General features: G+C 63.7%; 10 protein-coding genes. 6 read left to right on the top strand and 4 right to left on the bottom strand.

Going from position 1 to position 13,142, the window contains the following annotated elements:
• Positions 1–31: 31 nt before the first annotated feature.
• From parE to REH59_RS26195, 5 genes are all read left to right on the top strand, one after another.
• A complete protein-coding gene (parE, locus tag REH59_RS26215; RefSeq protein ID WP_003249486.1) occupies positions 32–1,936 on the top strand; it encodes a DNA topoisomerase IV subunit B in 1,905 nt (634 codons plus the stop codon).
• A complete protein-coding gene (locus REH59_RS26210; protein ID WP_014859645.1) occupies positions 1,933–2,919 on the top strand; it encodes an esterase-like activity of phytase family protein in 987 nt (328 codons plus the stop codon). The genes parE and REH59_RS26210 overlap by 4 nt, the downstream gene beginning before the upstream one ends.
• Complete coding sequence (locus tag REH59_RS26205) at positions 2,916–3,434, top strand: retropepsin-like aspartic protease family protein (RefSeq protein WP_004577399.1); 519 nt, start codon at positions 2,916–2,918, stop codon at positions 3,432–3,434. The genes REH59_RS26210 and REH59_RS26205 overlap by 4 nt, the downstream gene beginning before the upstream one ends.
• 10 nt (positions 3,435–3,444) lie before the next feature.
• On the top strand, positions 3,445–5,703 hold the full coding sequence (gene parC, locus REH59_RS26200; RefSeq protein WP_014859646.1) for a DNA topoisomerase IV subunit A: 2,259 nt from the start codon (positions 3,445–3,447) through the stop codon (positions 5,701–5,703).
• A 172-nt stretch (positions 5,704–5,875) separates the two neighbouring features.
• Entirely contained in the window at positions 5,876–6,586 is a 711-nt protein-coding gene (locus REH59_RS26195) for a PqiC family protein (RefSeq protein WP_003249494.1), read from the top strand.
• 409 nt (positions 6,587–6,995) lie between these two features.
• On the opposite strand, the gene REH59_RS26190 is transcribed toward REH59_RS26195, so the two are convergent.
• Positions 6,996–8,453, bottom strand: coding sequence for an AhpA/YtjB family protein (locus REH59_RS26190; protein WP_004576414.1), 1,458 nt, complete (start codon positions 8,451–8,453; stop codon positions 6,996–6,998).
• 134 nt (positions 8,454–8,587) lie between these two features.
• On the opposite strand from REH59_RS26190, the gene serB reads away from it, so the two are divergent.
• The gene (serB, locus tag REH59_RS26185) at positions 8,588–9,802 is read left to right on the top strand and encodes a phosphoserine phosphatase SerB (RefSeq protein ID WP_047604702.1); all 1,215 of its coding nucleotides are present in this window, start codon (positions 8,588–8,590) and stop codon (positions 9,800–9,802) included.
• A 76-nt stretch (positions 9,803–9,878) separates the two neighbouring features.
• Here serB and asd read toward each other — a convergent pair whose 3' ends face one another.
• The 3 genes from asd to REH59_RS26170 are packed head-to-tail and all read right to left on the bottom strand — an operon-like array spanning position 9,879 to position 13,141.
• Positions 9,879–10,742, bottom strand: a complete 864-nt coding sequence (asd, locus tag REH59_RS26180; RefSeq protein ID WP_010955490.1) for an archaetidylserine decarboxylase — start codon at positions 10,740–10,742, stop codon at positions 9,879–9,881.
• Between the two features lie 9 nt (positions 10,743–10,751).
• A complete protein-coding gene (locus tag REH59_RS26175; RefSeq protein WP_014859346.1) occupies positions 10,752–11,561 on the bottom strand; it encodes a rhodanese-like domain-containing protein in 810 nt (269 codons plus the stop codon).
• Positions 11,562–11,605: 44 nt separating this feature from the next.
• On the bottom strand, positions 11,606–13,141 hold the full coding sequence (locus REH59_RS26170) for an HDOD domain-containing protein (protein WP_003249505.1): 1,536 nt from the start codon (positions 13,139–13,141) through the stop codon (positions 11,606–11,608).
• Position 13,142 lies beyond the last annotated feature (1 nt).

The raw sequence follows: 13,142 nt of genomic DNA, 5'->3' as shown, positions 1-13,142 counted from the left end.
TTTGCATTCACCAGACTGACGACGAGACCCTATGGCCAATCCCAGCGCTAGCGCCTATAACGCAGACGCCATCGAAGTCCTCTCGGGCCTTGATCCGGTCCGCAAGCGGCCGGGCATGTACACCGATACCAGCCGCCCCAACCACCTGGCCCAGGAAGTCATCGACAACAGTGTCGACGAAGCACTGGCCGGCCACGCGCGTTCGGTGCAGGTCATCCTGCATGCCGACCACTCGCTGGAAGTCAGCGACGACGGCCGCGGCATGCCGGTGGACATCCATCCGGAAGAGGGCGTGTCCGGGGTCGAGCTGATCCTCACCAAGCTGCACGCCGGCGGCAAGTTCTCCAACAAGAACTATCAGTTTTCCGGTGGCCTGCACGGGGTGGGCATCTCGGTGGTCAACGCCCTGTCGACGCAGGTGCGTGTGCGCGTCAAGCGTGACGGCAATGAATACCAGATGACCTTTGCCGATGGCTTCAAGGCCAGCGAGCTGGAAGTGGTCGGCTCGGTCGGCAAGCGCAACACCGGCACCAGCGTGTACTTCAGCCCAGACCCGAAGTACTTCGACTCGCCCAAGTTTTCCATCAGCCGCCTCAAGCACGTGCTCAAGGCCAAGGCGGTATTGTGCCCGGGGCTGCTGGTCAGCTTCGAGGACAAGGCCAGCGGCGAAAAGGTGGAATGGCACTACGAGGATGGCCTGCGCTCCTACCTGGTCGACTCGGTCAACGAATTCCAGCGCCTGCCCGACGAGCCGTTCTGTGGCAGCCTGGCGGGTAACAAGGAAGCGGTTGACTGGGCTTTGCTGTGGCTGCCCGAAGGCGGCGACAGCATTCAGGAAAGCTACGTCAACCTGATCCCCACCGCCCAGGGCGGCACCCACGTCAACGGCCTGCGCCAAGGCTTGCTGGATGCCATGCGTGAGTTCTGCGAGTTCCGCAACTTGCTCCCGCGCGGGGTGAAGCTGGCGCCGGAAGACGTTTGGGAGCGCATCACCTTCGTACTGTCGATGAAGATGCAGGACCCGCAGTTTTCCGGGCAGACCAAAGAGCGCCTGTCATCACGCGAGGCCGCCGCGTTCGTCTCCGGTGTGGTCAAGGATGCTTTCAGCCTGTGGCTCAACGCCCACCCCGAGCTGGGCATGCAACTGGCAGAACTGGCCATCAGCAACGCCGGTCGCCGCCTCAAGGCCAGCAAGAAGGTCGAGCGCAAGCGCATCACACAGGGCCCGGCATTGCCCGGCAAGCTGGCCGACTGTGCGGGCCAGGACCCGATGCGTGCCGAGTTGTTCCTGGTCGAGGGTGACTCGGCCGGTGGTTCGGCCAAGCAGGCGCGGGACAAGGAATTCCAGGCCATCCTGCCGCTGCGCGGCAAGATCCTCAACACCTGGGAAGTAGATGGTGGCGAAGTCCTGGCCAGCCAGGAAGTGCACAACATTGCCGTGGCCATTGGCGTCGATCCGGGGGCAACCGACCTTGCGCAGCTGCGCTATGGCAAGATTTGCATCCTCGCCGACGCTGACTCCGATGGTCTGCACATCGCCACATTGCTGTGTGCGCTGTTTGTTCAGCACTTCCGGGCACTGGTCGAAGCTGGGCACGTTTACGTGGCCATGCCGCCCCTGTACCGCATCGACCTGGGCAAGGAAATCTACTACGCCCTCGACGAAGCCGAGCGTGACGGCATCCTCGACCGCCTGGTGGCCGAGAAGAAGCGCGGCAAGCCGCAGGTAACACGCTTCAAGGGCCTGGGCGAGATGAACCCGCCGCAGTTGCGCGAAACCACCATGGACCCGAACACCCGGCGCCTGGTGCAGCTGACCCTGGACGACGTAGAAGCCACCTGCGAGCTGATGGACAAGCTGCTGGCCAAGAAGCGCGCCGGTGACCGCAAGAGTTGGCTGGAAACCAAGGGCAACCTGGCCGAGGTCATGGTTTGATTCGGCAAGTACTTGCCGTTTGCCTGGCGCTGGTTGCCCTGCCTACCCTGGCGGGCAACTGGCCAGAGCTGAAGATGACAGCCGAGCACCCGATTGACGGTATGCGCGGTGGCAACCTGTCGGGGCTGGTGGAATGCCGGGGCGGGTTGTGGGGCGTGTCCGACCGTGACGACGACCGTATCTACCGCTTCGATCAGCAGAACCCCACCTGGCGCGCGCAGCCGCTGACCTTCACCCCGCCGGCTGTCCCGGAAAGCGGCCTGCCATGGGGGTTGAAGTCGCGCAATTGGGCGGCATCGTACATTCGCGGTGGCGAGCTGGATTTCGAAGGTATCACCTGTGATCAGGCGGGTAACCTCTATCTGGTCAGCGAGGCGCATGCCGCGGTGCTGCAATTGCCGCTGGAAGGCGAGCCGGACTGGTTGAGGATCGACTCGGCCATGGTGCGCCAGGCCCGGGCAAGCGGCATGCTGCTGAACTTCAATGCCCTGTTCGAAGGCCTGGCGATCAACCCGGCGGGTGACCGCCTGTGGCTGGCTGCCGAGCGTGAGCGCCGTGGCCTGGTGGCCATCGAGCGCCAGCAGTCGGTCTGGACCTGCGGGCGTGGTTGCGTGCTGCTGAGCGAGGCGGGGGTCGAAATGCAACCCGCGCAGATGCCCAATGCCAGGGCCCTGTCGCGCGACTTCGCTGACCTGGCCTGGTTCGAGGGCAAGCTGTTTACCCTCGAACGCAACGCCTACCGGGTGTGCCGACGTGATGTCGACAGTGGCAAGGTCGAGCGTTGCTGGTCGTTCGCTGCTGATGCGCTGGTCGAGTCACGGCGCTACGCGCAGCCGTTTGGCCTGGCCGAAGCACTGGTGATCGATGCCAAGGGCGCCTGGATTGGCCTGGACAATAACAACGGCGCCCGTGCCGACGGTGAAACCCGCCCAGTTGTCTGGCGCTTCGACGCACCGGAAGGCGGCTGGAGCGCCAAACCATGAGCCAGGCGCCGGGCAAGCGCGCGGGCAAGTTGCTGATGATCGTCGCTTGGGCGGCGGCGCTGTTTCTTGCCACGCGTTTTTTCGGCCAGTGGGAAGACAGCCAGCGTAATCCCAACAGCCAGGTGCAATCCGAACATGGTCAAGGCTTTATCGAAGTGCGCCTGCTGAGTAATGGCCAGGGCCACTTCGTGGTGGATGGTGCCATCAACGGCCAGGTGGTGCATTTCATGCTCGACACCGGCGCCACCGATGTGGCGATCCCGGAGGCGTTGGCTCATGAACTGAGCCTGGAGCGCGGTAGCCCGGTGCTACTGAGCACCGCCAATGGCCGTACTGAAGGTTACCGCACGCGCCTGACCAGCCTGCAACTGGGCGATATCCGCCTGCAGAACGTACGCGCCATCGTGGTGCCGGGCCTGGATGGGTCCACCGTACTGCTGGGTATGAGTGCCCTGCAACAACTTGAATTTACCCAGCGCGGTGGCACCATGCTGCTGCGCCAGAACCTGAAATGACGAGGCCCGCATGAGCGACTCACTGGAACTCAGCCTGGACGGCGTAGAACGCCGCTCGCTGGCTGACTTCACCGAACAGGCCTACCTCAACTACTCCATGTACGTGATCATGGACCGTGCCTTGCCGCATATCGGCGACGGCCTGAAGCCGGTGCAGCGCCGCATCGTCTACGCCATGAGCGAGTTGGGGCTCGATGCCGATGCCAAGCACAAGAAGTCGGCACGTACCGTCGGTGACGTGCTTGGCAAGTTCCATCCCCATGGCGATTCGGCCTGCTACGAGGCCATGGTGCTGATGGCGCAGCCGTTCAGCTACCGCTACACCTTGGTCGATGGCCAGGGCAACTGGGGTGCGCCGGATGATCCGAAGTCGTTCGCCGCCATGCGCTACACCGAGGCGCGGCTGTCACGCTACGCTGAAGTGCTGCTCAGCGAAGTCGGCCAGGGCACCGTGGACTGGGTGCCGAACTTCGACGGCACGTTGCAGGAGCCGGCCGTGCTGCCTGCGCGCCTGCCCAACATCCTGCTCAACGGTACCACCGGTATCGCCGTGGGCATGGCCACCGACGTGCCGCCGCACAACCTGCGAGAGGTGGCCAGTGCCTGTGTGCGACTGCTCGATGAGCCCAAGGCAACCATCGAGCAGTTGTGCGAGCACATCCAGGGGCCGGATTATCCGACCGAGGCGGAGATCGTCACGCCGCGGGCTGAAATTCTCAAGATGTACGAAAGCGGCCGCGGCTCGATCCGCATGCGTGCCGTGTACCGCGTCGAGGATGGCGATATCGTCGTCACTGCGCTGCCGCACCAGGTCTCCGGGGCCAAAGTGCTGGAGCAGATTGCCGCGCAGATGCAGGCCAAGAAGCTGCCGATGGTCGCCGACCTGCGCGACGAGTCGGACCACGAGAACCCATGCCGTATTGTCATCATCCCGCGATCCAACCGCGTCGATGTCGACGAGCTGATGCAGCACCTGTTCGCTACCACCGACCTGGAAAGCACCTATCGGGTCAACGTGAATATCATCGGCCTGGACGGCCGGCCGCAGTTGAAAAACCTGCGAACCATCTTGGTGGAGTGGCTGGAGTTCCGCACCAATACCGTTCGTCGCCGCCTGCAGCACCGTCTGGATAAGGTCGAGAAGCGCCTGCACCTGTTGGACGGTTTGCTCACCGCATTCCTCAACCTGGATGAAGTGATCCACATCATCCGTACTGAGGAATACCCCAAGCAGGCCCTGATCGAACGTTTCGAGCTGACCGAGATCCAGGCTGACTACATCCTCGAGACCCGCCTGCGGCAGTTGGCGCGCCTGGAAGAGATGAAGATCCGCGGTGAGCAGGATGAGTTGCTGAAGGAGCAAGCCAAGCTGCAGGCCTTGCTGGGGAGCGAGGCCAAACTGCGCAAGCTGGTGCGCAGCGAGCTGATCAAGGATGCCGAAACCTATGGCGATGATCGTCGCTCGCCGATCGTAGCGCGTGCCGAAGCCAAGGCCCTGTCGGAAAACGAGCTGATGCCGACCGAGCCCGTCACTGTGGTGCTGTCGGAGAAGGGCTGGGTGCGCTGCGCCAAGGGCCACGATATTGACGCCACTGGCCTTTCCTACAAGGCCGGCGACGGATTCAAGGCCGCCGCGGCCGGGCGCTCCAACCAGTTTGCCGTGCTTATCGATTCCACCGGCCGCAGCTACTCGCTGGCGGCCCACAGCCTGCCATCGGCACGTGGCCAGGGCGAGCCGCTGACTGGCCGTCTGACGCCGCCACCGGGGGCGACTTTCGAATGTGTGTTGTTGCCTGACGACGATGCGCTGTACGTGGTGGCTTCGGATGCCGGTTACGGCTTCGTGGTCAAGGGTGAAGACCTGCAGGCCAAGAACAAGGCCGGCAAGGGCTTGCTCAGCTTGCCCAACGGGGCCAAGGTCATGACCCCGCGTCCAGTGGCTGATCGCGAGCAGGACTGGTTGGCGGCCGTGACCACCGAAGGCCGCTTGCTGGTGTTCAAGGTCAGCGACTTGCCGCAGCTGGGTAAAGGCAAGGGCAACAAGATCATTGGCGTGCCGGGTGACCGGGTGGCCAGCCGTGAAGAATTTGTTACCGATCTGGCGGTGATTCCCGAAGGCGCGACCCTTGTATTGCAAGCCGGCAAGCGTACCCTGTCTTTGAAGGCGGACGACCTGGAGCACTACAAGGGCGAGCGCGGTCGGCGCGGCAGCAAGCTGCCACGCGGGTTCCAGCGCGTCGATGGGTTGCAGGTGGAAGTGCCGACATAACCGGTTGTAATGTCTGGAACGGCAATTTCAACGCCGTTTCGGGCAGAAATGCTGGAGTCGGACGGTTATTTCGCGGATGATATGCCCCTTGCGGTGCCGGCGTGGCCGTGTGCCCGTTTGAATCTACATGTATCACTGCGGTGTGCCTTGTGGCAGCCGCCTGGATGGGATGATGAAATTTCTGCGCCTTCCATTTGCGCTGTTGATGACTGGCCTGCTGGGCCTTGGCGGGTGCACCATGCATCAGCCGGTTGCCCTGTATCAGCTCGACAGTGGTGATCCTGGCCAGCCGTCGCAGAGTGCGGGCATGGCCGTGGTACTCGGCCCGGTATCGGTGGCCGATTACCTTCAGCGTGAGACGTTTCTGCAGCGTCAACCTGATGGCAGCCTGAGCGCGGCGACCGACGGTCGTTGGGCTGGCAGCCTTTCATCGGATATCGACCAGCTGCTGGTGCGTCAACTGGCCTGGCGCCTGGACAGCCAACGCGTAGTACTGGCCCCGGCGACCGCAGGCTTCAGCCCGGACGTGCAAGTGCTGTTGTCGATTACACGCCTGGACTCGGGCAAGAACCAGCCGGCCATCCTGGATGCCCAGTGGCGTCTGCTTGACCGCCGTGGCCGTGTGCGTGACAACCGTATCATTCACCTCGAGCAGCAGCACGAGGGCAGTGAGTCGTCGCAGGTGCAGGCTCAGGGCCAACTGCTGCAGAAGCTGGCGGAACAGCTGAGCACGGCGGTGAAGCCGCTGGCCAACCAGCCGGCGATTGCCGAAGAAGCACCGAAAAAGCCCGCTGCACCGACGCAGGTGAAGAAGGGGCCGGAGAAACCCAAAATCCCGATGGCCTCGCCGATTCGCACCGATATGGAAGTTTATCGGTTCTGATCAAACGGCCAGATACGACAAAGCCCGCATTCGCTGCGGGCTTTTTTGTATCTGCCGGTCTTCGTAGGAGTGGGTTTACCCGCGAAGAGGCAGGCCCTGCTGGCCAATTTTCATCCGCCGTTCACCGTTGCCGCCGCTACCGTATTCGCGGGTAAACCCGCTCCTACATCTGATTGGGGTGGACACACATCGGGGGTTGATACTGGCCGCTGTAGGAGCGGGTTTACCCGCGAAGAGGCCGGCCCTGCTGACCAATTTCCACCCGCCGTTCACCGTTGCCGCCGCCACCGTATTCGCGGGTAAACCCGCTCCTACCGGGGGCGCTATTGGCTGGATCTTGCGCCAGGCACGTGATCGCAAGGAAACGAGCCTGGCTCAAGACATGCGCTGTAGATGCAGCGTATGCCTGTCAGGCGCGGTGCTCATGCATGCGTGCCAGTTGCCGTTCCAGCATTGACGGGTAGGGCTCCATCAGTCGCTCCACACAGCAGGCGCCTTCGGGGCTGGCGATCGGGCGAATACGCGCACGCTGGCGAATGAGGGCGTCATCGTTGATCTGCCGCTCTACCAGCAACAGGTTACGGCTGTGCTGCGACAGTGCCAGGGCATCCTGGACCTTCTCGGCCATCAACAGGTCAACCAGTTCCAGCCCATGCAGGTCGTTGCCCAAGACCAGGCCTAGCTGCAGTTGCAGGGTAATGCCGCTGTCGGCTACCTCGATCTGCAGGGCGTGGCCCAGGGCGCGCAACAGTTCGCCACAGCAAATGGCGTTGGTCAGGTAGTCCTCGCCACACTCGCGGCTGTGGAACAGCACCAAGGTGCTGCCGTCGTTCAGCGTGTGGGTTTCACCGTCGTAGAGCGAGGCTGCGTGCTCCAGGCAATCGCGGTAGCGCTCGGTCAGCTCGGCCAGGCGTGTGCGTGGCAGGCGACGCAGTTGCTCCTGCGAGCCCAGCTGCACGGCAAGTACGGCGCTGTACTGCGGCTCGTCGGACTCGACCTCTGCGGCGGCCTTGGGTGCAGTGTCGTCGTCCAGCAGGCCGGCGAAGGCCTCGTCGTCATCCTCGTCTTCCAGGGCAGCCTTGGCGCGCGGTACGGCCTTGGGTGCCGGGGCAGCGGCGGGCAGGTCGTCGAACTGCTCGTCGTCTTCTTCCTCAGGCTCCGGCTCCGGGGGCGGAGGCGGGGCCAGGCGTGCATGCAGCTGGCGGGCGATGTCGCCAATTTCGTCCTGGCGGTCGGTGGCCGGGGTATAGGGCTGCGGGTCGCGCAGCCATACCCGCAGTTGCAGCAGTGGCAGGGTGATGAAGCGGCCCTGACGCAAGCTGAGGGCCAAGGCCAGGGCCAGCAGGATAGCGGCCAGAATGCCCATGCTCTGCAGGCTGATCAGCATCGGTTGCTGGAACTGGCTCATGTCCAGGCTGATGCGCAGCTGCCCGGCCGTCACGTCCTGGAACGTGATTTTGGTCTGGTACAGGCCTTCGGCCTCGCCCAGCAGGCTGTTGCGCGGGCGCTGGCCCGCTTCGGCGAGGATGCGGTTATCCACGCTGTAGATTGCGGCATGGGCCACCAGCGGGTTTTTAACCAGGTTGCCCAATAGCACGTTGAGGCTGAGGATGTCATTGGACACCAGCAGCTCGGTGGCCGATGTGGCCGTCTGGGTGGTCAGGCTCTGGCCCAAGGCATCGGCCTGCTCATGCATGGCCTGCTTGAACTGCAGGCCCATCACGCAGGCGTAGATCACCAGCGCCAGCGCCACCAGGAAAATGTTGGTGCAGGCGATGCGCAGTGCCAGCGGCACGCGACGTTGACTCAGGGCGCGATAGATCATCAGGAAGAAATTGTCTGGTTTGACTGGCGTGGGCCGGTTCACAGAGCTCGGCTCTTAATGGCATGAAAGTGGGGGGAGTATAGCGAGCCGGGTTTTGTCGGCAAAGTATCGTTGGCGCCCGATGGTCATGGAAAATCGGTAGAATGCGCATTTTTCATCGAAGTCGGAGCCAGGTTGTGCGCGAAATCGTCCTGATCAACATCACCGGTGAGGACCGTCCCGGTCTCACTGCGGCTATCACCGGCGTCCTGCTACAGGGCGGTGTGAGTATCCTCGACATCGGCCTGGCGGTCATGCACGGCACCTTGTCGTTTGGCATCCTGGTCGACATCCCGGACAACGAAGTGGCTACCGCGCTGTTGCAAAGCGTGCAGGCTAAAGCCCACGAACTGAACCTGCAGGCCCGTTACACGCCGATTTCCGAGGCGGACTACCAGCATTGGGCTGATGGGCATGGCGAAGCGCGCCACATCGTTACCCTGCTCAGCCGTAAGATTACTCCCGAGCAACTGCAGCGGGTGAGTGCGGTGATCAGCCAGTACGGCCTGACCATCGAGCGTATCGAGCGCCTGTCGGCCCGGGTGGCACTGGATGCCGAAACCGACAAGGGTAAGGCAGCCGTCGAGATCTCCGTGCGCGGTGTGCCGAGCGATGCCCAGGCCCTGCGTGCCGACTTCTTTGCCCTGGCTGAAGAGCTGAGCGTCGACATCGCCTTCCAGAAGGACGATCTGTTCCGCCGTAACCGCCGCCTGGCGGTGTTCGACATGGACTCCACGCTGATCGAGGCCGAAGTCATCGACGAACTGGCCAAGGCGGCGGGTGTGGGTGAGCAGGTGGCGGCGATCACCGAGCGCGCCATGCGCGGTGAACTGGACTTCCGCGCCAGCTTCAAAGAGCGCATGGCGCTGCTCAAGGGCCTGGATGTGGGGGTACTGGACGAGATCGGGGCATCGCTGCGCCTGACCGAGGGTGCCGAGAACCTGTTTGCCGAGCTCAAGCGCCTGGGATACAAGACCGCGATTCTGTCCGGTGGCTTTACCTATTTCGCTCGTCAGGTGCAGGCGCGCCTGGGTATTGACTATGTGTTCGCCAACGAACTTGAAGTGGTCGATGGCAAGGTGACGGGCGTGGCTGTTGAGCCGATTGTCGATGCCCAGCGCAAGGCCGATTTGTTGAAGAAGCTGACCAGTGACGAAGGCTTGCAACTGGAGCAGACCATCGCCGTGGGCGATGGTGCCAATGACCTGCCGATGCTGTCGCTGGCCGGTTTGGGCGTGGCGTTTCGTGCCAAGCCGCTGGTGCGCCAGTCGGCCAAGCAGGCGATTTCCACCTTGGGGCTGGACGGGGTGCTGTATCTGCTGGGCCTGCGTGATCGCGACGCCCGCGGCTGATCCGTGAATCCGGGGCCGCATGGCGGCCCAACGAAAAAGGCCCTGCCTATGCAGGGCCTTTTTCATATGGCTCGAATCAAGCCTGCGCAGGCGCCGCCAGCTGCTGGCCCATGCGCACTGCAGAACCCGCACCCAGGCTCTCAGCCCACTTCACCTGCTCCGGCCCGAACAGCACGATGGCGGTCGAACCCAGCTTGAAGCGGCCTAGTTCGGCTCCTTTCTCCAGGTGGATCGGCGTGCGGCTGGCTTCGTCGTAGCGGAAGGTCTTCAGCTCACGTTTGGGCGGTGTGACCAGCCCGGCCCATACCGTTTCGATCGAAGCGACGATCATCGCGCCGACCAGCACCACAGCCATTGGCCCACGCTCTGTATCGAACAGGCAGACCACACGCTCGTTGCGAGCGAACAGCTCGGGGACATTCTCTGCGGTGGTCTGGTTGACCGAGAACAGGCGGCCCGGCACATAGACCATTTCGCGCAGGGTGCCGGCCAGCGGCATGTGCACGCGGTGGTAGTCCTTGGGCGACAGGTAGATGGTGGCAAACTCGCCGCCCATGAACGGCGCGGCCATGGCCGGATCACCGCCCAGCAGCTCTTGCGCGCTGAAACCGTGGCCTTTGGCCTGGAAGATACGACCGTGCTCGATCGGGCCAAGCTGGCTGACCGCACCGTCGGCCGGGCACAGGATGGCGCCCGGGGTTTCGTCCAGCGGACGGGCGCCAGGTTTCAGGGCGCGGGTGAAGAACGCATTGAAGTGCTCGTAAGCGCTCAGGTCTTCGACCAGCGCCTCGCTCATGTTCACCTGGTAGCGCTTGGCGAACCATGCGGTGAAGGCGTTCTTGAACCAGCGCACGCGGCACTCGGCGATGCAGCCGGCCAGCCGCGACAGCAGGTGGTGCGGCAGCAGGTACTGGCTGATGATGAACAGACGGGATTTCATGCAGGTTCCTTAGACTTCTACAGGCGTGTCCGGGTGGTTGCCCCATTCGCTCCACGAGCCGGCGTAGGCCTTGACGCGTGGGTAGCCGAGGGCCTTGGCCACCAGGTAAGTGAAACCGGAGCGGCGGTGGGTCTGGCAGTGGGTGATCACCTCCTTGTCAGGGGTGATGCCCAGTTGCTCGAGGACTTGTTTGATGTCCTGGCGAATGCGCAGGTGGTCGTTGAGGTCCATGCCGGCGGTCCACTCGAAGTTGATTGCGCCGGGGATGTGGCCGCCTTTGGCTGCCAGCACTTTTTCGCCGCTGAATTCCTGCGGGCCGCGCGCGTCCCAGATGACCAGGTCATCGGCGCCCAGGCGGCTTTGCAGGTACTCGCGGGTGGCAGTGGGTGCGCTGTCTATGTGCAGGTGCACCGGGGCGCTGCCAATGGCAGGCACTGCGGTGGACAGCTTGTCTGCCGGCCAGGCCTGGATACCGCCATTGAGGTAGTGGTAGCGCTCGTGGCCGATGACATCGAGCAGCCAGATGAAGCGCCCGGCCCAGCCGCCGCCTTCATCGTCGTACACCACATACACGGCATCGGCGCGGTGGCCGAGTTCGCTGAACAGTTTTTCGAGCTCGCCCAGGGCTGGCAGCAGGCCGGGCGCCGGGGGCTGGCCGAGCTGGGTGCGCTTGCCTTCGACAAAGCGCGCGCCGGGGATATGCCCGCTGACATAGCGGTTGGCGCTGCTCAGGTCGACCAGGATCAGCTGCGGCGAATCCAGGCGTGGCAGCAGGTCTGCAGCTTCGATCACCAGGGGCAGGCCGGAAAAGTCGGTCATCCACGGTCTCCAGTGTGGAAAGAGGGGCGATTGTAGCGCAAGGCTCAACCCTTGCGGTTGGTAAACACCGACAAGGCCCGCTCGATGCATTGCGCGGTCTTGCCGAAGGCTTGCACGCTGATATCGGCCAAAGGCCGGCAGCCCTGGTCGGCCACCAACAGCATCAGCACCTGGTCGTTCGCAGCCAGCGAGCGAAGCAGTACATGTTCGCTGCGGAACAAGGTGCGCAGCGGGGCGGGCAACAGCGCCGAGAACTGGCTGTGGTTTTCCGGTGTGATGCGCAGCTGCCCGGCCTGACTCAGCAGCTTTTGCAGCAGCTTGTTCTGCGATACCTGCAGGGCCAGAGCCCCGGCCTCCTTGGGCAGGCCGGCAATTTGCTGCACGCGCAGGTAGTCACTGGCCTTGTCCAGGCTAAGCAGCATGATGCGTTGCATGCCGCAGGCCAGCAGGGCCTCACGGGCCTGCGTGGCCAGGTGCACGGTGTTGGTGAACGGGCTGGGTTGGGCCAGCAGGTGCTGGCACAGCGTGCGCCAGCGTGCCAGGTCGTCGCTGCTGGGCGGTGGTGGAGCCAGCATGTCCGGGTGCGGCCGGCGTTGGTGCCACGGCCAGATCAAGGCCTCGGCCGGGTGGAACAGGGCATGCCGGGCGTGGCGGCGGGCGCTGGCGGCAGCCTGCTGGTGCACCTGCTGCTGCACATCTTCCAGCGAGGTTTGCAGGTACAGCGCGGTCAGCAGTTGCCAGCGCAGCAGGTGCGGGTTGTCCCAGCCGACCTGTGCCGCCAGGGCCAGGTTGTTGGCCAGCAGTACGGTATTGGCCGGCTGGTTGAACCAGCGCCGCAGGCCGGGCTCGGCGTCCAGGCGGTGTTGCTGGCTGAGCAGGTCTTCGTCGCGGGCGATATTCAGCACCTGGGCCAGTTGTTCGCGCTCTTCCAGTAGCAGGCGATAACCCTGGGTGACCCACTGGGGCAGGCGCCAATACTCGGCCATGGTCTGGCACAGCGCCATGATGCGCACGCCAAACAGTTCTTCCTCGACGTGGGCGGCGTCTTCACCTTTGTGGATAACCCGCAGTTCCCAAGTGTCAAGCAGCTTGGGGTAGGCCAGTGCCAGTGGCCAGAGTGGCGACAGGAACAGCAGGCTGCCCCAGTGAATCTCTTGCCACAGCCGTGCCAGGCGGCTGGCGAACAGGCCGCTGGCCTGCTGTGCCGCATGCTGGCTGATCATCTGGAACTGGCACAATACCGGCGGAATTTCCTCCACGGGCAGCGCCGGCAGGCGTTTGAGAAGCTGCTCGCTGCGCTCCAGGCCCAGGCGGTTGAGAGCGACCTCCAGGCTTTCGGCGGGTTCGGCAAGGCTGGCATTGGTGGGGTGATTGGCTTCGCGCATCACTGACAGCACCAGTGCCGGGCTATCCTGCATCAGTTCGGCGATATCGCGCAGCGAGCGACGGCTATCGTGGATGGCAGCCATGACCCGGTCGTAGCTGTGCTTCGGCACGGGGATGCGAACACTCTCGAGCAGCTTTACCCAGGCCTCTAGCGTACGCGGGGCCTGAGTGGGCACCTTGGTTTCAATTGGCATT

Origin of the sequence: Pseudomonas sp. BO3-4, assembly GCF_034044115.1 — a bacterium.
Classification (GTDB): Bacteria; Pseudomonadota; Gammaproteobacteria; order Pseudomonadales; family Pseudomonadaceae; genus Aquipseudomonas; species Aquipseudomonas alloputida.
This window is presented reverse-complemented; position numbering and strand designations above follow the sequence as displayed.